This is a genomic window from Paracoccus lutimaris (genome assembly GCF_003337565.1).
Classification (GTDB): domain Bacteria; phylum Pseudomonadota; class Alphaproteobacteria; order Rhodobacterales; family Rhodobacteraceae; genus Paracoccus; species Paracoccus lutimaris.
In genome coordinates this window covers 282,212-305,323 of sequence record NZ_QPJL01000001.1, presented here as the reverse complement: position 1 = coordinate 305,323, position 23,112 = coordinate 282,212, and the positions used below count along the sequence as shown (strand labels likewise).

Below are 23,112 nucleotides of genomic sequence, written 5' to 3'. Positions count from 1 at the left end.
TTAGCGGAAGGCGCTGTCGGCCGTGCCGACATCCGTCGCCGTGCCGAGGATCGAGTTCATGATCTTCTGCCATTGCACGAAGGGCGCCTCGGTCACATAGACCGTGTCCTCGTCGCGGATGACAAAATCACGGGCGATGAACATGCCGTCAGGCTTGGCCAGGTTCAGCACATAGGCAATGCGCTGGTCGCCATAGATGTCGTTGCGGCCCAGCACGGCGCGGGCAATCGCCTGCGGCTCGGTGCGCATGATGAACACGCCCTTGGGGTCGGCCAGCAGCGTCGAAAGCCCGCCGACCATGGCCACGGCCTCGATGGCGTTGATCTGATCGTTGCCCAGCGGCACCTTGGTCTGGCCGCCCAATGCACCCAGCGCGGTGAAGCTGCGCTGGTCTTCCTCGACCAGGATCACGTCGCCGGGGCGCAGCGCGATGTCATTGCGGTTGTTCGAATAGAGATCGCGCAGCCAGACCTTGCCGCTGGAGGCGCCGCGTTTGACGGTGACCACCGCGACCTCGGGCTCGATGGTGACGCCGCCCGATTTCGACAGCATGGCCGACAGGGTGCGGGTCGGACGCTCGATCGGATAGACGCCTTGCGCATTGACCTTGCCCATGACCGAGACGGTGGCACCGTCGCCGGCGACGCGGGTCACCATGACCTGCGGGTCGGGGGTCTGGGTTTCCAGCTTTTCCGTGATGATGCGGCGCAGCTCGTCAGGGCTGTTTCCCGCCGCCATGATGCGGCCGGCATAGGGCACGAAGATGTAGCCCTGGCTGTCCACCTGCAATTCGGTCAGCTGGGTCGAGCTGGTGCCCATCGAGGCCAGAAGGCCGTCATCGACGTTTTCCCAGATCGACAGGCCCAGCACGTCGCCGGGACGCACGACATCGGCGCCGACCTGACCGGCATTGCGGAAATCCGAGCCAAAGCCATAGGCGGGCGAATAGTTCGCGGCGCGGTTCACGCGATCATCGACATCGACGATATGGCTGGTGCCCCCCTTGGCGGCCGCGCCCGACATGATCTCGCCCCTCGTCGGACCAGAGCGGGGAAGGCCACATGCGGATACAAGCAGCGCCGCGCCAAGCAGCACCACCGCCGTCATACGCGCGACGATCGGACGCGACGGCAGCATTGCGGCGCCGGTCCCATCGGGCGAAATATGATATTGGGTCAAACTTAATCTCCTGTCCTCGGCCGCGATTCCCGTGTCCGCGGTCATATTTTGCGGGCAAGCTACCGCAGCATGCCACGGTTTTCCATATTATTGACCGCATTATTCATCTTTACTGTCCATCTGTTGCCGATATTTCCCACGTCCGGCGAAAAGCGCCTGATAGGGATCCTCCGGAGCGAGCATCATGTCGACCACGATGCGCAAGGCATGCGTCCGCGAGCGATTCGCGTAATATCCCCCCGGCACCTGGCTGCTTTCCAGCAGAAAATCGCGATAGCGGCGATAGATGGCGGGATCCGGGCGCAATGGTTCCCGCAGGAACTCGGCCAAGCTCTGCTCTGAAACGAGGCCCGGCTTGTCATAGACGGCGCGGCCCATCGCCTTGACCGGCAGCCCGCGCCACAGCGCCTGTTGCGCCGAGGTCGAATTCACCGTGACCGTCGCCCGCGCCTGATTGAGCAGCCGCGCCAGCTTGCCGCCGCGCACGAAATGCACGCGGTCCGCAATCCCCAGTTCCTGCGCCTTGGCCCGGATCGCCGGCCGGATGCCGCCGCGCCCATCCTCAAGCGGATGCGCCTTGAAGACCAGCCGGTGATGGCGAGGTGCCGAGCGGGCGAATTCGGTCAGCACCTCGTCGGTGAAATCGGCCATGCGCGCATAGGGGGAATGGGCGACGAAGTTGGAATCGTGCTCAAGCTGCATGAGCACGAGGATATAGGGAAAGCCGCCGCGCTGGACCTGCGCGGCCTCGACCATGCGTGCCAGCGCGTCGACGGGCGTCATCAGAAGCCGGCGCAGGTTCAGCCGGAATTCCTGCAGCACGCCGATCCGGCGATGGGTGCGATAGCCCGGATAGCGGCCATTCGCCAGCAGGACGAAGAAGTGGTAAAGCGCGCCATAGAACTTGTGCTGGCGCATGTCGCCCCAATGCGCGGGCGGGCGGTTCATCTCGCCGGGGCGGCCGCTCAGGGCGTTGCTCATCTCGGGTAGCGGGATCCGCATCAGCGCCGAATGACCGTTCGAGCCGTTGCGTTCATAGGTGATCCAGAACGGGCGCAGATAGCCCTCCTCGAAGACATGCAGCACCAGCCCGTGATCCTGTGCGGCCTCGCGCGCGGCGGCGTGGATCGGGCGGACATCGCCGTAAAGCACGATATCGGTCACGCCCTTTTCGGCGATGATGCGGCTCAGATGCGCGGGCCATTCCTCGGGCGTGCCCTGATGGCGGATGAAATGCGCCTTGTCCGACCAGAAGAACTCGTCCCCCGCATTGAACCCGACGCGCCACACCTGCGCGCCGGCATCACGCAAAAGCGCGCCGACGCGGCGGAAGAACGGGCCATGCGGGCCTTGCAGCATCAGGAAGACCCGCCGTTCGGCGGGCAGGGCCGCAGCCGCCGGGACCGGGCCGCGCGGACTGTCTGCCGCCACGCCGGAGGGATCAGGCATGTCGGGTGCGTCCGGCAGCGGCGATGGCTCGGCAGAGCTGCGGATATGATGTAGCTTTGGCATGTTCCTGGGTTGCGGAATCAACGGGATGGTTACTCAAAAAGCGCAGCAAGAACGGGGGTGCCGCCATTGTGGTGATTGCATGAAAGCCCTTGACTGTCACGGCAATTCCCCGATTCCGGCTAATGCGCGTTAACATCCGTTGCAGCTTTGCTTGCAGATCGGGGGCCAAGCGCCTAGTTCTCTGCCAACACCGCAAAGGGGGCATCGATGTTCACCGGCATCATCACCGATATCGGCAAGGTCGCGCAGGTCCAGATGCGCGGCGACATGCGGGCGCGGATCGCCTGTCACTATGACATGGCGGGCGTCGATCTGGGGGCCTCGATCGCCTGCGACGGAGTCTGCCTGACGGTGATCGACAAGGGGCCCGACTGGTTCGATGTCGATATCTCGGCCGAGACGATCAGCAAGACCAATATCGACACCCATGGTTGGCACGAGGGCCGGCCGTTGAACCTTGAACGCGCATTGAAGGTCGGCGACGAACTGGGCGGCCATATCGTCAGCGGCCATGTCGATGGCACCGCAGTCATCGAGGAAATGCATGACGAGGGCGACAGCACCCGCATCACCTTGCGCGCGCCGCGCGAGTTGGCGCGCTTCATCGCGCCCAAGGGGTCGGTGGCGCTGAACGGCACCTCGCTGACCGTAAACGAGGTCGATGGCGAGCGGTTCGGGGTCAACGTGATCCCGCATACCCAGCAGGTCACCACCTGGGGCGCGGTCAAGGTCAGCGACCGGGTGAACCTTGAAATCGACACGCTGGCGCGCTATGTCGCGCGGCTGGCTGAAGCGGGCTGAAGCGTGGCGGGGATCGGGCATAATCGCGGTCCCGGCATGGGCAGCAGCTTTCGCGCCCATTGCTGGAGCGTGGCCCGGCGCGAGCTTTTAGGCGCGCGCCTGCCCATCGAGGTGGTGCGGCTGCAGGTGAATCGCGCCAAGGCGCTGGGGCTGGAATACAAGACCTATGCCGGCGTGCGCGCCACCACCGGACGCGATCTGGTGGCGTTTCTGTATTCCTCGAACGCGCTTGGTGTCTTTCGGATGACGCAGCCCGTCGACGCCGCGACGCGCGACCGCATCGCCCTTGTCGCCGCGTCACCGCATCTGGGATGCAGCCCGGGCCTTGCGCCGGATGCGCTGGGGGCGCAGATCGGAGCGGTCTCGGCCCGCGCGCTTGCGCCCTTTGGCACCAGCTGGTCGGCGATGCGCGACGAGATGAAGGGCTGGCTCAGGGCGCAGGGCCTGCCCGGCGATGCGGTGCTGATGATCGGCGAAACCGAGCATGAGCGGGAAATGATGACGGCCGGCGGCCTTGCGGGATTCATCCCCGGCCAGCGGTTCTTTGCAGGAGTGGCGGATGCAATATGAAACCCCGGGCCCGGTCGAGCGTGACTGGTCGGACGTAATCTCCTCGACCGAGGAGATCATCAACGAGGCTCGCAATGGCCGCATGTATATCCTTGTCGATCACGAGGACCGCGAGAACGAGGGCGATCTGGTCATCCCCGCGCAGATGGCCACGCCCGATGCGATCAACTTCATGGCCACCCATGGCCGCGGGCTGATCTGTCTGGCGCTGCCGGGATCGCGCATCGACGCGCTGGGGCTGCAACTGATGAGCCCCAAGAACTCCAGCCGGCATGAGACCGCCTTCACCATGTCCATCGAGGCGCGAGAAGGCGTCACCACCGGCATCTCGGCCCATGACCGCGCCCATACCGTCGCGGTGGCCATCGACCCGACCAAGGGCGCGGTCGATATCGCGACGCCCGGCCATGTCTTTCCGCTGCGCGCCCGCGAGGGCGGCGTTCTGGTGCGCGCCGGCCATACCGAGGCCGCTGTCGATGTCTCGCGCCTTGCCGGGCTGAATGCCTCGGGGGTGATCTGCGAGATCATGAACGAGGACGGCACCATGGCGCGGCTGCCCGATCTGGTCGCCTTCGCGCAACGCCACGGGCTCAAGATCGGCACGATCAGCGACCTGATCTCGTATCGCCGCCGCCATGACAACCTGATCGCCGAGCGTGCGCAGCGCGCCGTCCATTCCATCCATGGCGGCGACTGGATGATGCGGGTCTTTGCCGACGAGACCTCGGGGGCCGAGCATATCGTGCTGACCAAGGGCGACCTGACCGCCGAGGGTCCGGTGATGGTGCGCATGCATGCGCTGGACCCGCTGCATGACGTGCTGGGCATCGGCCGCGAGGATGCGGGCGATCTGTCGGCCGCAATGGGCCTGATCGCCGAAGAGGGCCGGGGGGTCGTGGTGCTGTTCCGCGACCTGGAAAAAGCCCTGCCGGCGCAGGGCGAGGTTTCGCCCCATGTGCTGCGCCAATACGGGCTGGGGGCGCAGATCCTGTCCTCGCTGGGCTTGTGCGAATTGATCGTATTGACGAATTCGGCGCCGGTGAAGGTGGTCGGGCTTGACGCCTACGGACTTTCCATCCATTCCACGCGTCCGATTCCCAAGGGATAAGCCATGGCCGCCAGCATCGAACATTACCAATTGCCGCTTCCCGCCTTCAGGGACGCGGTGCGCCTGCTGATCGTGGTCTCGCCCTATTACCGGCAGATCGCGGACGGCATGATCGAGGGCGCGCGGGCCGTGGCCGCCGCCGCCGGTGCGACGGTCGATCTGGTCGAGGTGCCCGGCGCGCTGGAAATCCCCACCGCCATCGGGCTGGCCGCCAGCCGCAACCTTTATGACGGCTATGTCGCCTTGGGTTGCGTCATTCGCGGCGAGACGACGCATTACGACACGGTCTGCAATGACAGCTCGCGCGGGATCACCCTGCTGGGGCTGCAGGGCCATTGCATCGGCAATGGCATCCTGACGGTGGAAAACACCGATCAGGCGGTGGTGCGCGCCGATCCCAAAGGCCAGAACAAGGGCGGTGGCGCCGCCGCCGCCGCGCTGCACCTGATCGCGCTGAAACGCGGCTGGGCCGGGCAGGGCGTTGCAGCGGCCGCAGTGCCGCGCGACGTGACCCGTCTGGCCGGCGAAATCGACGGGCCGAGGGGCGCATGAGCGGGCAGGGCGACAAATCCCGCCGTTCGGGCGGCGACCGCGAGGCTCGGCAGGCACGCGCCGCCGCGGCCCGGCTTTATGCCGTGCAGGCGCTGTTCCAGATGGAGGCCTCGGGCCAGTCGGCGGACCGTATCCAGCGCGAATTCCTGAACTGGCGCATCGGCCGTGAGGGCGAGGATGACGATATGGTCTCGGTTGACGCCGATGACAAATTGTTCGCCCGCATCGTCGATGACGCTGTGAACTGGCAGGGCAAGATCGACCAGATGACCGACCGGGCGCTGGTGGCGAAATGGCCTATCGACCGCATCGATCCGGTGCTGCGGGCGCTGTTTCGTGCCGCCGGGGCCGAACTCGTCACCCCCAAGACCCCGCCCAAGGTGGTGATCACTGAATATGTGCGCATCACACAGGCCTTTTTTGCCGAGGGCCGCGAGGCGAAATTCGTCAATGCGGTCCTGGACCACATGGCCCATGAGGCGCGCCCCGAGGCATTCTGACGCGCGCGCCGGTTTTTCATTCGGACCCCGGTGATTTGCTGCTAGACTGCCGGGACGTGACCAGTGTCCCGGGGGGTAGCCCATGCCCAAGCTTGTCAGGCTTTACATTCTGAGCATTGCCATCGGGTTCGCGCTGGCGGCGGTATTTACCGGCCTGCTGGTGGCGCTGGATGTGGCCGGGCTGCGGCATCTGATGACCACGACGCATGGCGGCTGGATCGCCGTGCTGATGATGGTCTTTTTCCATGGCATCCTGTTTTCGGGTGTCCAGTTCGCCATCCGTATCATGCTAATGGCCGAGGATGACGGCCCGACGCAGGGCCTGCGGCAGCGGATCTGGCGCTTTTCGACGCCGCTCCGCGTTTCCGCCGCCGCGCGCAAGGACTGACTCTGCGGCGTCAGGGGCAGCGCGCTGTTCGGGCGGGCGTCGCGGCAGGGTCTTGAAAATCATGGGAAATCGGGTGGCGGGAACCGCAGCGACCGTGGCAGCGCTAGTTTCCCCGAAAGCCTGGATGTCCAGGTGGGAGCCGGGTAACGGAACCAGGGCCCCGTCAGAGCCAGCCCCCTCGGTGAAATTATAGGCCAGTGGAAAAAGAGGCCACACACGAGAAGAGCAGAAGCCCGCCAGTTCCGTTAGATAGGACGCAGCCGGCGGTGCTGCAAGGGGCATGCGGGGCGGGTCGGGCTGCTTGCAGGATGTTTCCGTTTCGTTCATCATATGGCGATGCGCCGATCCGACATGCCCCCACCCGGGAACCCGTCCCAAACCCCGGCCGAGATCCTGCCGGCCCAGCCCGGCCAACGTCTCGCAAGGGGGGTGATGCGGATGCTGCATGGCCTTGGCCACGCACCGCTGGCCGAGTTCGTGCCGGCGGGCGGGTTGCGGGTCGATGTCGTCTCGATCACGCCCAAGGGAGAAATCTGGGTGGTCGAGTGCAAAAGCTGCCGGGCGGACTTTGCCGGCGACCGGAAATGGCAGGGTTATCTGGAATTCTGCGACCGCTTTTTCTGGGCGGTGGACAGCGATTTTCCCGATGAGCTGCTGCCGGAGGAAACCGGTCTGATCCGCGCCGATCCCTGGGATGCGGCGCTGGTCCGGATGGCGCCCGAATCGCGGCTGCCCGGCGCCCGGCGCGCGCGGCTTCTGCGCGATATTGCGCGCGTCTCGACGACGCGGCTGATGGCGCTTGTCGATCCGATGGGGGTCAGCGGCGCGGCTTCTTAGCGCCTTTTCCCGAACCGCCGCCCTTGCCCATGCTGCGGGCGGCTTCGGCGGCGGCCAGCAGTTCCTCGGCGATTTCCTCGGCTTCCTCGGGGTCGAAATCCAGCGGCAGATCGACGTTCTCGGCCTCGACATAAATCCTGACCATGCCCTGATCGGTGGGGCCGATCTGCAGGTTTGCGGCAATATCGCTCTGGCTGTTGATGCTCATGCTGGCTCTCCCGGCCTGTGGCGTTCCGATCTGAGGGCTTTCCTTAACGCGCTTGGGAAAAAGCGGCAAGTCGGGCTTGCACCCGCGCGGGGCTGGCGTTAGATAGCCGCCAGTGCCGCCTTAGCTCAGTTGGTTAGAGCGCTAGATTGTGGATCTAGAGGTCCCCCGTTCGAGCCGGGGAGGCGGTACCACCTCCCCCAGACAGCATGACGATCCGGCGGCATCATCGCGCGAAATCGGCCCGCCGATGGAACGATCGCGCCGCTTGGCGGTTTTGTTCGCGAAGACAGAGCTACCCTTGAGAAAGGACATGTCATGGCGAAATACGAAGCCAGTGCCGAGGAACTGAAAGCCCAGGCCCGCGAGGCCGCGGATGAGGTTGGCAAGCAGGCCCGCCGCGTCGCCGACGAGGCCCAGCACGCCGCCGAATCGCTGCGCGAAAAAGGTGCCGAATTCGCCGAAAGCGCCCGCAAGCACAGCCATGAATATGCCGAGCGCGCCCGGGACGAGGCCCGCCGCATCTATCGCGAGGGCGAACGCTATGCCGCCGATCTCGCCGATCATGCCGACGATTATTATGTCGAGGTTTCGCGCGCGGTACGCCGGCACCCGGCCAGGGCGCTTGGCATCGCCGCCGGCGTCGGCTTTCTGCTGGGCCTGATCATCGCGCGCCGCTGAGAGTCCCGCCAATGTTCATCTATGGCAGGAAGATGCAGCTTGCCCTGACGGACAAGCTGCGCCGTGGCGGGCTGATGGCCGGGGCAGGGGCGGTGCTGCTGGTCGGCCTCGGCTTCCTGCTGGCCGCGTTGTGGACCTGGCTTGCAACCTATCTGGAATGGGGGCCGCTTTGGGCCTCGCTGGCGATCGGGGCGGGTTTCGTGTCGATCGGCTTTGTCCTGATGCTGATGGCCGCGCGGGAAAAACACCCGACGCCCAGCACGGACGAGCTGCGCGCCGAGATCGAGGAGCGCGCGAACCTGATGGTGGATGCGGCGCTGGACAAGGCTTCGCAAAAGGCGACGCGGCTTATGGATGCGGCCGGGCAGCGCGTGCAGACGCTTTCGGATCGGGTGGTTTATGGTGCCGACCGTTATGCCGACCGGGCCGAGGCGCAGGCGCAAGCCGCCGCGCAGCGCATCCGCGAGGCATCCGACAGTGGATTGAAGGTAGCGTCCGAGACGCTGGAGGATGTCACGGCGCGGGTAAAGCATTCGAATACCGCGGCCATCGCACCGCTGATCGGGGCCTTCGCGATCGGCCTGACCCTGGCGTCGCGGCTGCGCAACAGGCATCGCGGCGATGACGATTGGGACAATTCCGGCAATGGGGCGTAGCGCCCTCGAATTCAGGTCGGATTTTCGCTTCAACGTCTTGAAATCAAAAAGCCCCGCAGTGCGGGGCTTTGACTTTCGGCTCAGGCGTTCGCTTCGCGGATCTTTGCGGCGGCGTCCTTGTCATAGGCGATGCCGGCCTTGTCGAGCAGCTGGTCCAGCTCGCCCGAAAGGGTCATCTCGGTGACGATGTCGCAGCCGCCGACGAACTCGCCCTTGATGTAGAGCTGCGGAATCGTCGGCCAGTCCGAGAAGTCCTTGATGCCCTGGCGGATGCCCTCATCGGCAAGCACGTTCACGTCGCGATATGCGACATTCATGTAGTTCAGCACGCCTGCGACCCGGCTCGAGAAACCGCATTGCGGCATTTCCTTGGTGCCCTTCATGAACAGGACCACGTCATTGCCGTCGATGGTGTCCTGAATCTGCTGGCGGGTATCGCTCATCTGCTTGGTTCCTTGATTTGGCGGGCAGGGCGTTCCTGCCGCCCTTGTGGTGATTTCAGTCGGGCGCCTTGGTGGTCAGTGCCAGCGCGTGCAGCGCGCCTGAGGGGCCATCCATCTTGCCTTGCAGCGCCGCATAGACAGCGCGCTGTTGCTGCACGCGGTTCTGGCCGCGGAAGCTTTCGTCGATCACCTCGGCGGCATAGTGATTGCCGTCGCCCGCAAGGTCATTGACCGTGATCTGCGCATTGGGAAATGCGGCGCGGATCATTGCTTCGATTTCATGGGCTTCCATCGCCATGGCGCGTCCTTTCGCTGTTGACCCAGATTTAGGTCATGGCCATGCGCATCGCAAGGTCGGGACCGGGGGTGATCGCAGCGATGCCTTTGAAACAGCGGTGGCGACAGGCATGGGTCATCTTTGGCCGGCCAGGGTTTCGCCCGAATTTAAGTTGTTCTGAATCCGTAGCGGATATGAGATTGTCATGGCAGGGACTGCAAGCAGGGAACGCGCTCACCCAAGGATAAAAGCTACAGTTTTTTCATATTTTGGGGGCAAACATGTCCAGTACTTCCACAAGTCCTGCCGGAAGCCATGTCAGCCTGATCCTGAGAGTCCTCGGCGTTGTCGGGGTCGTTTTCGGGCTGTCGCTGGCGCTTCCCGGCGCCTATCTGATCTTTCTGGGGGGCAGCTGGTATTACGCCATCGCCGGGCTCCTGACCGTGTTCGCGGGGATCCATGTCTTCGCCGGCAAGCCGCGCGGCATTGCCATCTATCTGCTGGTCTGCCTGATCACCGTCCTTTGGTCCGCATGGGAGGTCTGGCCGCTCGAGGGCTGGTTCTGGCCGCTGATCCCGCGCCTTTTCTCATTCGCTTTCGCGCTGTGCCTGATTCTTCTGGCGGCGCCCCTGATGCCGGCCTATCGCGGCGATGCCGGGGCAAGGCGCGGCTTTCTGACGGCGGCGCTGGTGGTTTTTGCGGGGCTTGCTGTCACTTTCTGGCAGATGTTTCATCCGCACGACATCGTGCGGAAGGATTTCACCCTGACCCCGGGCGCGGCAAGTCCCGACACGATGGCGGCGGGGGACAACTGGACGGCCTATGGGCGCACCGGCATGGGGACGCGCTATGCCCCGTTTGACCAGATCACCCCCGAGAATGTCGGCCAGCTTGAGATCGCATGGACTGCCCGCACCGGCCATATCGCCGACGACACACAATATCTTGAGGATCAGAATACCCCGCTTTATGCCGATGGGACGGTGTTCCAGTGCTCGGCCGACAGCGCCGTGACCGCCATTGACGGGGTTAGCGGCGAGATCAAATGGCAGTTCGATTCGGGTGCCAAGAACCCCTTTTGGAAGCGCTGCCGGACGCTGGGCTACTTCGATCCCGGACCCGGCGATGCCTGCGGTCCGCGCATCGTTCTGGCCACCGTGGACGTGCGCATGATCGCGCTGAAGGCCAGCGATGGCCAGATCTGCGAAAGCTTCGGCAATCAGGGGACGGTCGATCTGCATCTGGGCATGGGCGATGTCGAGGCCGGCTATCTGACCCAGACCACCGGTGCCATCGTCGCGGGCGACAAGATCCTGATCGGCGGCTGGGTCGCGGATAACGTCAAGGTCGATGAGCCCTCGGGGGTCGTGCGCGCCTTTGACGCAAAGACCGGGGCCTTCGCCTGGGCCTTCGATGTCGGCAATCTGGGCAATCAGGGCCTGCCGCCTGCGGGCGGCGAGTTCACGCGCGGAACCCCCAATGTGTGGGCGCCGATATCGGCCGATGTGGAGCTGGGGTTGGCCTATCTGCCGGTCGGCAATGCCACGCCCGACTATTACGGCGGCAAGCGGCGGCCCTTTGACGATGAATACAACGCCTCGGTCGTGGCGGTCGAACTGGCGACCGGCAAGGAACGCTGGCATTTCCGCACCGTTCACCACGATATCTGGGATTACGACGTTCCCGCGCAGCCGGCCCTGATCGAATTTCCCGATGGCAAGGGGGGCTCTGCGCCGGCGGTGCTGCAACTGACCAAGCGCGGGCAGATCTTCGTGCTCGACCGCCGTACCGGTGTGCCGCTGGTCGAGACTATCGAAAAGCCGGTTCCGGGGGGCGATGGCACTGCCGAGGGCGAATATTACGCGCCGACGCAGCCCTATCCGGTCGTAATGGCCAGCGTTGGGACCGAGCCCCTGACCGAGGCACGGATGTGGGGCGCCACCCCCATCGACCAGCTTCTGTGCCGTATCCTGTTCAAGGGCGCGCATTACAAGGGTGATTTCACCCCGCAATCGACCCGTCCGACCATCGTCTATCCCGGAAATAACGGCGGCCCGAACTGGGGCAGCGGCGGCTTTGACGAAGAGCGCAATATCTTTGTCGTCAGCGACTCGCGGATGCCGGTCTATTCCAATCTGATCCCGCGCAGCGAGTTTCCCGCCGATTTCAAGAGCGACCCGCATGGCGAGATCTCGCCGCAATTCGGACTGCCCTATGCGCAAAAGCTGCAGAACTTCTTCTCGCCCATTGGCATTCCCTGCCTTGAACCGCCATGGGGTACTGTGACCGGGATCGACCTTGCCACGCGGCAGATCATCTGGCAGCGCCCGGCGGGTACGTCAGAGGATGTGACGGTGCTCGGCGCCCAGCCGCATCTGTCGTTCTTCGTCGGAATGCCGCCGCTGGGCGGTCCGGTGATGACCAAGGGCGGCATTGTGTTTCATTCCGGGACGCAAGACTATTATCTGCGCGCCTATGACGTCGAGACGGGCGACGAACTGTGGAAGGGGCGGCTGCCCACCGGCAGCCAGGCCACGCCCATGTCCTATGTCGGTGCGGACGGGCGGCAATATATCGCCCTGACGGCTGGCGGCGCGCGCGACAATCCCAACGACCGTGGCGATTACGTCATCGCCTTCGCGCTGCCGAAAACGAACTGACGGCCCGCAAGGACCGCGACGACATGGGCCGCCACTGCCCGCGTCGGAATGCTGAGGGATCAATCCCCGACCAGCGGTCTTTGGCCAGCCTTGCCGGGCGTTGCAGATGGGGCGCCCGACAAGGCGCCCCATGGACGCGGCTTATGTCAAGGCCGCCAGGATCCGCGCCCAGCTGCGCGCGCCCTTGGCAAAGCTTTGCAGGTCGTATTTCTCGTTCGGGGAATGGATGCGGTCGTCGTCGCGGGCAAAGCCGATCAGCATCGAATCCATGCCCAGGATTTCCTTGAAATCCCCCGCGATCGGGATCGAGCCGCCGGCGCCGATATAGGCGGCCTCGCGCCCCCATTCCTCGCTCAGCGCCTGTTTTGCCGCCGCGAAGGCCGGGTCCGAGATGTTCATGCGGCTGGCCGGGCTGGCGCCGTGGCCGTGGAACTCGACCGTGCAATCGGCGGGGATCGCGGCGCGGATATGGGCGTGGAAGGCTTGCAGGATCGTTTCGGGGTCTTGCGTCCCGGTCAGGCGGAAGCTGACTTTCGCGCGGGCCTCGGCGGGCAGCACGGTCTTGAAGCCTTCGCCGGTATAGCCGCCGGTGATGCCGTTGATCTCGAATGTCGGGCGGTTCCAGACCATTTCCAGCGCGGTGCGGCCCTTTTCGCCGATGGGGTGCTTCAGGCCGACGCGCAACAGGAAATCGGCCGCGTCAAAGCCAAGCGCCTGCCAGTCGGCGCGCAGCTCATCGGTCAGTTCCGGCACACCGTCGTAAAAGCCGGGCAGGGTGATGCGGCCGGTCGCGTCCTTCATGCTGGCCAGCGCATTCACCAGCAGCTGGATCGGGTTCGCGGCCAGCCCGCCGAAACTGCCCGAATGCAGGTCGCGGTCGGCGGCGCGGATGGTGATTTCCTGACCCAGCAGCCCGCGCAGCTGTGTGGTGATCGCGGGGCGGCCATCGGCATACATGCTGGTGTCGCAGATCATGGCGATGCCGGCGCGCAGTTCATCGGCATTCTCGCGCAGGAAGGGGCGCAGGCTGGGCGAACCTGATTCCTCTTCGCCCTCGAACAGCAGCACGAGATCGGTGGGCAGGGCGCCATGGACCGCCTTCCAGGCCCGGAACGCCTCGACAAAGGTCATGAGCTGGCCCTTGTCGTCCGATGCGCCACGGCCGCGAATGACCGGGCCGGCGGGCGTGTTCTCGATGGCAGGCTCAAAGGGCGGGCTGGTCCACAGCTCCAGCGGATCGACCGGCTGCACGTCATAATGGCCGTAAAACAGCACCGGCCGGCGCGTGCCCTTTGGCGAATGTGCCACCACCATCGGATGGCCGGGCGTGTCGCGGATGCTGGCGTCAAATCCCAGCCCGACCAGTTCCGCACACAGCCATTCGGCGGCGGCCCGCACATCGCCCCGATGCGCCGGATCGGTCGAGATCGAGGGGATGCGCAGGAATTCCAGCAGCCGCGCCTGCGCTTGCGGGAATTCCGAATCCAGCGTGGATAGGATATCATCAAGTTTGACGCTCATCGGCATTTCCATATTCCTGACTTATTTTATCGGAAAAAATTCAGCATTTCCGAGGGGATATTGCGACAATTTGGCCCTGTATTTTCCCAAGTTTGATACTTATCAAGTAAAGACCCGCGGGATCGGCGCATGATCCCCCAAGCAAGCAAGTAAAAGCAAGGCAAGGGATCAAGATGGACTACTCTGCCGCCCTCGACCAGGCCATTGGCAAGCTCCACGAGGAAGGCCGCTATCGCACCTTCATCGACATTGAGCGTCGCAAGGGGGCCTATCCTCAGGCGGTCTGGACCCGTCCCGACGGGACCGAGACTGAAATTACCGTCTGGTGCGGCAATGACTATCTGGGCATGGGCCAGCACCCGGCGGTGCTGAAGGCCATGCATGAGGCATTGGATGCGACCGGCGCCGGCTCGGGCGGGACGCGCAATATTTCCGGCACGACCGTCTATCACAAAGAACTTGAGGCCGAGCTGGCCGACCTGCATGGCAAAGAAGCCGCGCTGGTGTTCTCCAGCGCCTATATCGCCAATGACGCCACGCTTTCGACGCTGCGCAAGCTGTTCCCCGGCCTGATCATCTATTCGGACGCGCTGAACCACGCCTCGATGATCGAGGGGATCAAGCGTTTCGACGGCGCCAAGCGCATCTTCCGCCACAATGACGTGGCCCATTTGCGCGAATTGCTGGCCGCGGACGATCCGGCTGCGCCCAAATTGATCGCATTTGAATCGATTTATTCGATGGACGGCGATTTCGGCCCCATCGCGCAGATCTGCGACCTGGCGGATGAGTTCAACGCGCTGACCTATCTGGACGAGGTTCACGCCGTGGGCATGTATGGCCCGCGCGGCGGCGGCGTCGCGGAGCGCGACGGCCTGTCGGACCGTATCGACATTTTCAACGGCACGCTGGGCAAGGCTTTTGGCGTCTTTGGCGGCTATATCGCGGCCTCGGCCAAGATGGTTGACGCGATCCGCTCCTATGCGCCGGGCTTCATCTTCACCACCTCGATCCCGCCGGCGGTGGCTGCGGGGGCTGCGGCCTCGATCGCTTTCCTCAAGACCCCGGCCGGGCAAGAGCTGCGCGACAAGCAGCAGCTGCATGCCCGCATCCTGAAGATGCGGCTGCGCGGTCTTGGCATGCCGATCATGGATCATGGCAGCCATATCGTGCCGGTGCATGTCGGCCATCCGGTGCATTGCAAGGCGCTGTCGGACATGCTGCTTTCGCAGTTCGGCATCTATGTGCAACCGATCAACTTCCCGACCGTGCCGCGCGGGACCGAGCGGCTGCGTTTCACGCCCTCGCCGGTGCATGATGCCCGCCAGATCGACAGTCTGGTGCGCGCCATGGACAACCTGTGGTCGCAATGCAAGCTTAACCGCTCCGTCGCAGTGGCATAACCGGTTTCGGGGTGATCGCCTCTCGCGTCCGTGATAACCTTGCTTTAATCAACTTGTGAGAATCTCCTGATTCGGGGGACGGCAAAGAAGAATGAGGCAGGTAGGATGATCGGGCTGAGGGGGAATTCCCCGTCGCAGAGCCATGACGAGTCGGCGGCATTGCTGCCCGGCTTCGACGATCCGGATATCCGTCTGGGCGACCTGATGCGGGGCGAACGTGCCACGCTCGGCAAGTCGCTGCTGGACGTGCAGCGCGAATTGCGGATTCGCGCTTCCTATGTCGCTGCGATCGAGAATTGCGACATTTCCGCATTCGATACGCCCAGCTTCATCGCGGGCTATGTGCGGTCCTATGCGCGCTATCTCGGCATGGATTCGGATTGGACCTTCCGCCGGTTCTGTCAGGAATCGGGCTTTCAGCCCACGCATGGCATGGCACCGGCCGCGGCCGGGCCAAAGCCGCAGCGCCGCCCCTCGGATCCTGCCGAGGCGCTGGCCAATCCGCATCCGATCTTTCTGCCCAAGCCTGAAAGCATGTGGTCCTCGGTCGAGCCGCGCGCCATCGGTTCGGTCTTCGTGATGATCGCGCTTGCCTGCGGGCTGGGCTATGGCGGCTGGGCCGTGCTGCAGGAAGTGCAAAAGGTCAACCTGACCCCTGGTGAGCAGGCCCCCGGCGTAATCGCCAGCCTTGATCCGGTGCAGGATGCCGCCGCACCCGAGACCGTCGAATCGGCGCAGGTCAATCTGCCGCGCCCCGAGGGACTGGACCGCACCTATCGTCCGCAGGCGCTCGAGGTGCCGGTGCTGGTGGCCCGAGACGGCCCCATCGCGGCCATCGATCCCGGCCTGAATGCTCCGGCCATGCAGCCAGCGGCGCAGGAACAGGCGATCCAGACAGCCGCAGCCACTGCTGTATCGCCGCTGCCGCTGGAGGTGTTTGGTCCCGTCCTGCCGGCCGAGCAGATGACGGTCCGGACCGTGGCCCCCGACGCGCCCGAGGTCGAGATCCTCGCCGCCCGTCCGGCCTGGGTGCGTGTCACCTCGGCCGATGGCACCGTGCTTCTGGAAAAGACCATGGATGCCGGCGAGCGCTTCGCCCTGCCCAAGCTCGAGGCCCCGCCGATCCTGCGCGCCGGCAATTCCGGTGCGGTCTATTTTGCGGTGAACGGCCGTACCTATGGTCCGGCCGCGCCCGGGGCGAATGTGGTCAAGAATGTCGAGCTTTCGCCAACCTCGCTGACGACGAAATACGTCTTTGCCGATCTGGCCAAGGATCCGGAGCTGGCCGGCATGGTGGCGCTGGCCTCGGTCGCGCCGGCGGCAACCAGCGAGACGACCGCGCAAGAGCTGCCAGAGTGACGCCCCGTTAGATCCCGCGGTCACGCCTGCGGCATCGCTGGGCCCAATCGGTCGCCAACGGCTTGCCCGTCGCGGCGCTTGGGCCTATTTCTGGCGGCAATTCCGCGAATAGGGTCCAACCATGTCGCATAACCCGATCCGTCCCTGGCGCAATATCGACCGGCGCAAGTCCCGCCAGATCATGGTCGGCCGTGTTCCGGTCGGTGGGGATGCCCCGATCAGTGTCCAGACCATGACCAATACCGACACCAGCGACGTGCGCGCGACGCTGGATCAGGTGATCCGCGCCGCCGATGCCGGGGCCGATATTGTCCGCATCTCGACGCCGGACGAATCCTCGACCCGCGCCCTGCGCGAGATCTGTCGCGAAAGCCCGGTTCCGATCGTCGCCGACATCCATTTCCACTACAAGCGCGCCATCGAGGCCGCCGAGGCCGGCGCCGCCTGCCTGCGCATCAATCCCGGCAATATCGGCGATGCCACCCGCGTGCGCGAGGTGATCAAGGCCGCCCGCGATCATGGCTGCTCGATCCGCATCGGCGTGAATGCCGGCAGTCTTGAAAAGCACCTGCTGGAAAAATACGGCGAGCCCTGCCCGGATGCGATGGTGGAATCCGGTCTGGACCATATCAAGATCCTGCAGGACAACGATTTCCACGAATTCAAGATCAGCGTGAAGGCCTCGGACGTCTTCCTTGCCGCCGCCGCCTATCAGCAGCTCGCGGATGCCACCGACGCCCCGATCCACCTGGGCATCACCGAGGCCGGCGGCTTTGTCGGCGGCACGGTGAAATCCGCCATCGGCCTTGGCAACCTGCTGTGGATGGGCATCGGCGACACGATCCGCGTCAGCCTGTCCGCCGATCCGGTCGAAGAGGTCAAGGTCGGCTTCGAGATCCTGAAATCCCTGGGCCTGCGCACCCGTGGCGTGCAGATCATCAGCTGCCCCAGCTGTGCGCGCCAGGGTTTCGACGTCATCAAGACCGTCGAGACGCTGGAAAAACGGCTGGAACACATCAAGACCCCGATGAGCCTTTCGATCATCGGCTGCGTGGTCAATGGCCCCGGCGAGGCGCTGATGACCGATATCGGCTTCACCGGCGGCGGCGCCGGTGCTGGCATGGTCTATCTGGCCGGCAAGCAGGACCACAAGATGACCAACGAACAGATGGTCGACCATATCGTCGAACTGGTCGAGAAACGCGCCGCCGAAATCGACGCCGCCGAATCCCAGGCCGCTGAATGAAGAAAAAGGCGGCATATCCCTGATGCCGCCTTCAGAGTTTTCAAACTGAAAGTCGCGGACCAGTTACCGCCTTAGGGGCGCACGAACCGATCCTGAGCAAACTGGGCCCTGACCGCATCCCGTCTGCAATTCGGGCCCGCCGCGATGCGACTGGTCCTTTGATATGCGAACCGGTCCAACTACGGATTTGACGGGTCGCGGCCGCGCTGCGACATGACCCGTTGCCAAACGCTTCATATCCATTCACGTGGACGGGGCATCACCCGGCCATTGGTGACTTGGTCGACCTGCTGGCAATCGACCCGCACCCGAACCGCCGAAAGCGGATCGGCGTGATTATCGGATGGGGGACGAACCGCATGCCCCAGCTTTGCCATGCCCCGTCGACGATGTCCGCAGGATGCCATCCCCATGCGAGGATGGCCGCCCGCGACCATATCAACCCATGACCGGATCGGATTTTGCCAATGCGTCGAAGCGCATGAGGGATGCGATCAGCCCCGGCATCTGGTCAAGATAGATCATGTTCGGCCCGTCCGAGGGCGCGTTGTCCGGATCCTGATGGGTCTCGATGAAGACCCCGGCGACGCCCAGGGCCACGGCGGCGCGCGCCATCACCGGCGCAAATTCACGTTGTCCGCCTGACGATCCGCCCTGTCCGCCCGGCTGCTGAACCGAATGCGTTGCATCCATGATGACCGGCCAGCCGGTCCGCTCCATGATCGGCAGGCTGCGCATGTCTGTGACCAGCGTATTGTAGCCAAAGCTCGCCCCGCGCTCGGTCAGCATGATCCGGTCATTGCCGGTTGAGGCAACCTTGTCGGCGACGTTCGGCATGTCCCATGGGGCCAGAAACTGCCCCTTCTTGATGTTGACGGCGGCGCCGGTTTCGCCGGCGGCCAGCAACAGGTCGGTCTGGCGCGACAGAAAGGCCGGGATCTGCAGCACATCGACGACGGCGCCGGCCATGCGGGTCTGTTCGATATCATGGACGTCGGTCAGGACGGGGCAACCGATGCGATTGCGCACCTCTTCGAGCATGCGCAGGCCTTCCTCGATTCCGACACCGCGCCGACCGCCCAGCGAGGTGCGGTTGGCCTTGTCATAGCTGGCCTTGAAGACATAGCCCGCGCCCGAGCGCTCGCAGGCGTCGGCGACGGTCTGCGCGATCATCAGCGCGTGATCCAGTGTTTCAAGCTGGCACGGACCGGCGATCACCGTCAGCGGAAGGTCATTGCCAAAAGTCGTGTTTCCGATTTGGACATGTTTCATGACGACACCTGTTCGCGCAAGATCGAGGCGGTTAGCGAGAGCATCAGATAGATACCCGAAAAAATCAGAAAAGCCACGATCGTGTTCTGGAAAGCTTTGGGATAGGTCGCCTCGTCAGGCGCGACGGGCGCGACCGACAGCGAAAGATAGCGGACCTGCTTGTTTGCTTCGATCCGGGCCGTTTCCATCTGCGCGGCGGCGGCGGCCAGAAGCTCCTGCCGGGTCAGCAGATCGGATTCGGCGATCCGGATCTCGCCCGAGATGGTGGCAAGCGAGCCGCGGGTCTTGTTGCCCTCGGTCAGCTGGCTTCTGGTTTCTTCAAGCATGGCCTGCAGGCGCGAAACATCCCCCTTGACCCCGGCAACGCGGCTTTGGTTCGGGCGGGCATTGGCCTCGAGCTGACCCAATTCAAGCCGCTTGGTCGCCAATTGCCGTTCAAGCTCGGCGATCTGGTTCATGATGACGGTGCCTTCGGCCACCGGGTCCAGTACCCCCAGTTGCTGTTGCAGCGTCTGGACGCGGCGCTGCGCGTCAAGCACCTTGGCCTCGGCATCCTGATAGCTTTCGATCGCGCCCTTCATCTGGTCCTCGCGCAGGCGCGCGGTCATCTGGTCGACCTGACCTTCGGCATATTCGATCAGGGCGTGCGAGAACTCCTGCGACAGCCGCGGATCGGGGGCAATCACCTCCATGTTGAGCAGCCCCTCGGTCGGATCATAGCCGATCTTCACCGAGTTCTTGTAAAGCTTGTAGGTTTCCTCGTTGCTGGCATCCGGGGAAAGCCGCAGGATCGGGTCGATGGCCGGATCCTGGAACACCCGTTTGAAGCCAAGGTCGGTGTCCAGCCGCAGCATTGCATCGCGCGAGGTCAGGTAGCTTTGCACCGATACGGAATCGGGGTTCGTCGCCAGCTGCGTGCCGCTGAACAGTCCACCCAGCCCGCCCGCGCTGCTTTTCTCGGCCTGCTGGATCTGGAACTGCGAGAAGGTCGCATAAAGCGGGGTCGCTACAACGAAGTAATAATAGGCTGCGACAAGGGTGGGGATACCGACAAAGGCAACCAGCCGTGCCGCCAGCATCATCAGCCGGCGCCGACGGCGGCGGGCGATGTCCTGCTGGATGCGGATGATCTCGGCGGCGCGCCGATCCTCGGTCAGCGTCTCGCGTGAGGGCAGTTTGGTCGAACCCGGGGGAATGGGCACGATCTCGGTACCGCGGCCGCGTTGCGGATTGGGACGCGGCGTTGGAACCGGCATGTTGGTGCGGGCCGGGGCGGCGTCCTGGTTCTGTGCCTGGGCGCGCGCGCCTTCGGCCGAAAGGATCTTGCTGACCGAGGCGCGATGGAACGGATCGATGCCGCGATCGCGCAGGGCGATGACCGCCTCCTGATCTGAGGCGACGTCGATTTCGTGCATGGCCGCGATGCGACGCGCCATACGCAACTGCCGGTCGGTCAGGTTTTCGGCACGGACCGCCGAGATGCGTTCCTCGATGGACATCTGCCCGGGTGCCGGCGGCGTCGGGGTCGCGCCGGGAAAGCGCATGTCGCCGAAACCATCGTCACTGGCGCTGTCCGCGAACGGCATGTCGTCGGGCGCCGGCGCGGCCGCGGTGCTGGTCGTGCGCTTGCGCAACTCAATCTGCACCTTGCGCGCGGTTTCGGCCGAGTCGCCGGCACGGTTGACCGCAAGGACCGATTCCTCACGGCTGGTCCGATAGAGGCGCGCCTTAGGCGGTATAGTCATAATATTGCTTTGCCTCGTCGAGGGTTTCGAACTGATATAGTTTGCCGTCGCGCAGAACGGCAGCAGAATTGCAGAATTTTTCGATGGTTTTGGCCTGGTGCGAGACCACCACGACGGTCGCCGAGCGGAGCCGGTCGTAAAGCACCGCCCCCGCCTTGCGGTTGAATTCGGCGTCGGTCGTCGAGGGCATGCCCTCATCAATCAGATAGACATCGAATTCCAGCGCCAGCAGCAACGAGAATGTGAAACGTGACCGCATGCCGGCACTGTAGGTGCCAACCGGCATGTCGAAATATTCGTCGATTGCGGTCAGCCAGCGGCAGAATGCCTCGACATAGTCGGGGTCGAGCCCATAGACCCGGGCGATGAAGCGCGCATTCTCGTTGGCGCTCAGCGTCGGCGTGATGCCCCCCATGAAGCCCAGCGGAAACGAGACACGGCAATCGGTGCGGATGACCCCCTCGTCAGGTTTTTCCAGCCCGCACATCATGTTGATGATGGTGGTCTTTCCGGTGCCATTCGGTGCGAGAATACCGATCGAACGCCCGAGATCGATCCGAAACGAGGCGCGATCCAGGATCACCTTGCGTTGCGTGCCGGTCCAGAATGATTTGGAAACATTGTCGAATTCGATCATCTGCCCGTTCCGCGCCCCCGGCTCTGGATCCAGCACCGGGATCGTAAGAATAACCATGAACCCCACGATCCGTATGACCGCAGCACAGGCGCGAACCTTATGCCCAGTCCGCCCCGCTGTCCACCATGGCCATAGAATGCTTTATATTTCGTGTATATCCGCACTTTCCGGCCCGGCCATGCGCGCCTATCTGGTGAGCATGAGCCTGACCCGCGACATCACCGACTGCCGGCTATGCGCGCCGCGCTTCGCCGCCACGGCGACGCAGCACAGCCCGCGCCCGGTGGTCTGGTTCACTCCCGGCGCACCGATCCTGATCGTGGGGCAGGCCCCGGGCATGCGCGTGCACCTGACCGGGCGTCCGTTCAACGACCGTTCTGGCGACCGCCTGCGCGCCTGGATGGGCACGTCCGAGACTGTCTTCTACGACCGCAGCCGTATTGCGATCGCGCCGATGGCCTTTTGTTTTCCGGGCTATGACGGCAAGGGTGCCGACCTGCCGCCGCCCGCCCTCTGCGCGCGTACCTGGCGGCGGCGCGTGATGGATCTGCTGCAGCCGCGGCTGACCCTTCTGGTCGGCGGTCATGCGCAGCGCTGGCACCTTGGCGCTGCCGCGACGGGAGGCGTCACCGCAACCGTCGCCGCCTGGCGCGATCATGCGCCGCACATCTTCCCCTTGCCACATCCGTCCTGGCGCAATACCGGCTGGCTGCGGCGCAATCCCTGGTTCGAGGCCGAACTTCTGCCAGAACTGCGCGCCACCATCGCCGGACTGTTGAGAGAGACCGATGACCCCGCTGGATGAGCTTTGCCAGGTTCCGTTTCACCTCGCCGATGCGCCGGGACGCGCGCGCGCCCTGTCGCGTCTGGCGGATACCGAGCTTTTCGCGGCACTCGTCGCCGAACCCGCCACGGATACCGCCGAATTGCAGAGCTTCGATCTGCCCGAGGGGCATTTCGCATTGGCCTGCGACAGTGAGGAGCGGCTTGCCGGGTTTGTCGGCGGGCCGGTGGCCTATCTCGCCATACCGGGTCGGGTCCTGGCGGCGACGCTTGCCGGTGAGGGGCAGGGGGTTCTGATCAATCCCGGCCACCCGTCGCAGATGATGCTGGATGCGGCGACATTGCGCTGGCTGACCGGGGCACTGGCCGCGCGCCCCAGCATCGCCCGCGCCGAAAGCGCGCGCCGCCTGTCGCCGCCGACGCCCGAGGCGGTCAGGCTGCTCTCCGAACCGCTGGGCCAGCGTCTGGCGGATATGAGCGGGCTGGTCGGCCGGTTGACGCTGGTGCAGGCCGAATGGTCGGATGGCCGGCAGGGCCATGCGCTGATGCTGGGGGGCGTCGTCCCAACGCATGAGGATGCCGTGGCCAAGGCCTTCGCGGAATTGCTGGCCTTTCTTCCGCAACTGCCCGGCGGCGTCGATATCGGCTTTTCCGAACGGGAGATGCCGGCGGGCGCGCTGATGCTGGAACCCGCACCGCCGCCCCCTGAACCCCAGCCGCCCCGGCGCGATCCGAAGGCGCCACCAAGATTGCGCTAGGCCCAAACGAAAACCCGCC

The 23,112-nt window shown here is 64.5% G+C and carries 24 protein-coding genes and 1 tRNA gene; 16 read left to right on the top strand and 9 right to left on the bottom strand.

The window, feature by feature from the left end:
* Together DFP89_RS01455 and DFP89_RS01450 are read right to left on the bottom strand one after the other, a co-directional pair.
* Positions 1 to 1,137: a polysaccharide biosynthesis/export family protein gene (locus DFP89_RS01455; RefSeq protein WP_484216262.1), complete on the bottom strand. Its 1,137-nt coding sequence runs from the start codon at positions 1,135 to 1,137 to the stop codon at positions 1 to 3.
* Between the two features lie 141 nt (positions 1,138 to 1,278).
* Entirely contained in the window at positions 1,279 to 2,628 is a 1,350-nt protein-coding gene (locus DFP89_RS01450; protein WP_114347801.1) for a capsule biosynthesis protein, read from the bottom strand.
* Positions 2,629 to 2,898: 270 nt separating this feature from the next.
* On the opposite strand from DFP89_RS01450, the gene DFP89_RS01445 reads away from it, so the two are divergent.
* From DFP89_RS01445 to DFP89_RS01415, 7 genes are all read left to right on the top strand, one after another.
* Positions 2,899 to 3,492: a riboflavin synthase gene (locus DFP89_RS01445; RefSeq protein ID WP_114347596.1), complete on the top strand. Its 594-nt coding sequence runs from the start codon at positions 2,899 to 2,901 to the stop codon at positions 3,490 to 3,492.
* A 36-nt stretch (positions 3,493 to 3,528) separates the two neighbouring features.
* Entirely contained in the window at positions 3,529 to 4,062 is a 534-nt protein-coding gene (locus DFP89_RS01440) for a hypothetical protein (protein ID WP_245948561.1), read from the top strand.
* Positions 4,052 to 5,170 (top strand): 3,4-dihydroxy-2-butanone-4-phosphate synthase, encoded by a 1,119-nt coding sequence (ribB, locus tag DFP89_RS01435; RefSeq protein WP_114347594.1) that lies wholly within the window; start codon positions 4,052 to 4,054, stop codon positions 5,168 to 5,170. Before DFP89_RS01440 ends, ribB begins: the two co-directional genes overlap by 11 nt.
* 3 nt (positions 5,171 to 5,173) lie before the next feature.
* A complete protein-coding gene (locus DFP89_RS01430) occupies positions 5,174 to 5,722 on the top strand; it encodes a 6,7-dimethyl-8-ribityllumazine synthase (RefSeq protein WP_114347593.1) in 549 nt (182 codons plus the stop codon).
* Positions 5,719 to 6,222, top strand: coding sequence for a transcription antitermination factor NusB (gene nusB, locus DFP89_RS01425; RefSeq protein WP_114347592.1), 504 nt, complete (start codon positions 5,719 to 5,721; stop codon positions 6,220 to 6,222). Before DFP89_RS01430 ends, nusB begins: the two co-directional genes overlap by 4 nt.
* 82 nt (positions 6,223 to 6,304) lie before the next feature.
* Complete coding sequence (locus DFP89_RS01420) at positions 6,305 to 6,610, top strand: hypothetical protein (RefSeq protein WP_114347591.1); 306 nt, start codon at positions 6,305 to 6,307, stop codon at positions 6,608 to 6,610.
* A 351-nt stretch (positions 6,611 to 6,961) separates the two neighbouring features.
* Entirely contained in the window at positions 6,962 to 7,447 is a 486-nt protein-coding gene (locus DFP89_RS01415; protein WP_114347800.1) for an MmcB family DNA repair protein, read from the top strand.
* Here DFP89_RS01415 and DFP89_RS01410 read toward each other — a convergent pair.
* The gene (locus tag DFP89_RS01410; protein WP_114347590.1) at positions 7,428 to 7,655 is read right to left on the bottom strand and encodes a DUF6324 family protein; all 228 of its coding nucleotides are present in this window, start codon (positions 7,653 to 7,655) and stop codon (positions 7,428 to 7,430) included. The two genes, DFP89_RS01415 and DFP89_RS01410, sit on opposite strands and share 20 nt — an antisense overlap.
* A gap of 114 nt (positions 7,656 to 7,769) precedes the next feature.
* On the opposite strand from DFP89_RS01410, the gene DFP89_RS01405 reads away from it, so the two are divergent.
* From DFP89_RS01405 to DFP89_RS01395, 3 genes are all read left to right on the top strand, one after another.
* Positions 7,770 to 7,846 (top strand) — tRNA-His (locus DFP89_RS01405).
* A gap of 124 nt (positions 7,847 to 7,970) precedes the next feature.
* A complete protein-coding gene (locus DFP89_RS01400; protein ID WP_114347589.1) occupies positions 7,971 to 8,333 on the top strand; it encodes an ElaB/YgaM/YqjD family protein in 363 nt (120 codons plus the stop codon).
* Positions 8,334 to 8,365: 32 nt separating this feature from the next.
* On the top strand, positions 8,366 to 8,989 hold the full coding sequence (locus DFP89_RS01395; protein WP_245948560.1) for a phage holin family protein: 624 nt from the start codon (positions 8,366 to 8,368) through the stop codon (positions 8,987 to 8,989).
* Positions 8,990 to 9,069: 80 nt separating this feature from the next.
* Here the strand turns inward: DFP89_RS01395 and grxD are convergent, their stop codons facing one another.
* Positions 9,070 to 9,432: a Grx4 family monothiol glutaredoxin gene (grxD, locus tag DFP89_RS01390; protein WP_114347587.1), complete on the bottom strand. Its 363-nt coding sequence runs from the start codon at positions 9,430 to 9,432 to the stop codon at positions 9,070 to 9,072.
* Positions 9,433 to 9,487: 55 nt separating this feature from the next.
* A complete protein-coding gene (locus DFP89_RS01385) occupies positions 9,488 to 9,730 on the bottom strand; it encodes a BolA/IbaG family iron-sulfur metabolism protein (RefSeq protein ID WP_114347586.1) in 243 nt (80 codons plus the stop codon).
* 260 nt (positions 9,731 to 9,990) lie between these two features.
* Here DFP89_RS01385 and DFP89_RS01380 point away from each other — a divergent pair, with 260 nt between their 5' ends.
* Positions 9,991 to 12,369 (top strand): membrane-bound PQQ-dependent dehydrogenase, glucose/quinate/shikimate family, encoded by a 2,379-nt coding sequence (locus DFP89_RS01380; RefSeq protein WP_220269790.1) that lies wholly within the window; start codon positions 9,991 to 9,993, stop codon positions 12,367 to 12,369.
* 141 nt (positions 12,370 to 12,510) lie between these two features.
* On the opposite strand, the gene DFP89_RS01375 is transcribed toward DFP89_RS01380, so the two are convergent.
* Positions 12,511 to 13,890 carry a dipeptidase gene (locus DFP89_RS01375; protein WP_425452624.1) on the bottom strand — a complete coding sequence of 460 codons (1,380 nt, stop codon included), beginning with the start codon at positions 13,888 to 13,890 and terminating at the stop codon, positions 12,511 to 12,513.
* 173 nt (positions 13,891 to 14,063) lie between these two features.
* Between DFP89_RS01375 and hemA the strand changes: the two genes are divergently transcribed.
* The 3 genes from hemA (at position 14,064) to ispG (ending at position 17,898) form a co-directional block, all read left to right on the top strand.
* Complete coding sequence (gene hemA / locus DFP89_RS01370) at positions 14,064 to 15,293, top strand: 5-aminolevulinate synthase (RefSeq protein ID WP_114347584.1); 1,230 nt, start codon at positions 14,064 to 14,066, stop codon at positions 15,291 to 15,293.
* A gap of 105 nt (positions 15,294 to 15,398) precedes the next feature.
* Positions 15,399 to 16,652 carry a helix-turn-helix domain-containing protein gene (locus DFP89_RS01365; RefSeq protein WP_114347583.1) on the top strand — a complete coding sequence of 418 codons (1,254 nt, stop codon included), beginning with the start codon at positions 15,399 to 15,401 and terminating at the stop codon, positions 16,650 to 16,652.
* Positions 16,653 to 16,773: 121 nt separating this feature from the next.
* Complete coding sequence (gene ispG / locus DFP89_RS01360; protein WP_114347582.1) at positions 16,774 to 17,898, top strand: flavodoxin-dependent (E)-4-hydroxy-3-methylbut-2-enyl-diphosphate synthase; 1,125 nt, start codon at positions 16,774 to 16,776, stop codon at positions 17,896 to 17,898.
* 438 nt (positions 17,899 to 18,336) lie between these two features.
* On the opposite strand, the gene kdsA is transcribed toward ispG, so the two are convergent.
* From kdsA to DFP89_RS01345, 3 genes are read right to left on the bottom strand one after another with little or no spacing between them, the layout of a single operon-like run.
* Positions 18,337 to 19,170: a 3-deoxy-8-phosphooctulonate synthase gene (kdsA, locus tag DFP89_RS01355; protein WP_114347581.1), complete on the bottom strand. Its 834-nt coding sequence runs from the start codon at positions 19,168 to 19,170 to the stop codon at positions 18,337 to 18,339.
* Positions 19,167 to 20,915, bottom strand: a complete 1,749-nt coding sequence (locus tag DFP89_RS01350) for a KpsE/RkpR family capsule polysaccharide export protein (RefSeq protein WP_114347580.1) — start codon at positions 20,913 to 20,915, stop codon at positions 19,167 to 19,169. The genes kdsA and DFP89_RS01350 overlap by 4 nt, the downstream gene beginning before the upstream one ends.
* On the bottom strand, positions 20,899 to 21,552 hold the full coding sequence (locus DFP89_RS01345; protein ID WP_114347579.1) for an ABC transporter ATP-binding protein: 654 nt from the start codon (positions 21,550 to 21,552) through the stop codon (positions 20,899 to 20,901). The genes DFP89_RS01350 and DFP89_RS01345 overlap by 17 nt, the downstream gene beginning before the upstream one ends.
* Before the next feature lie 178 nt (positions 21,553 to 21,730).
* On the opposite strand from DFP89_RS01345, the gene DFP89_RS01340 reads away from it, so the two are divergent.
* Complete coding sequence (locus DFP89_RS01340; protein WP_245948559.1) at positions 21,731 to 22,357, top strand: uracil-DNA glycosylase family protein; 627 nt, start codon at positions 21,731 to 21,733, stop codon at positions 22,355 to 22,357.
* The gene (locus DFP89_RS01335; RefSeq protein ID WP_114347578.1) at positions 22,341 to 23,093 is read left to right on the top strand and encodes an SseB family protein; all 753 of its coding nucleotides are present in this window, start codon (positions 22,341 to 22,343) and stop codon (positions 23,091 to 23,093) included. The genes DFP89_RS01340 and DFP89_RS01335 overlap by 17 nt, the downstream gene beginning before the upstream one ends.
* The last annotated feature ends 19 nt before the right edge of the window (positions 23,094 to 23,112 follow it).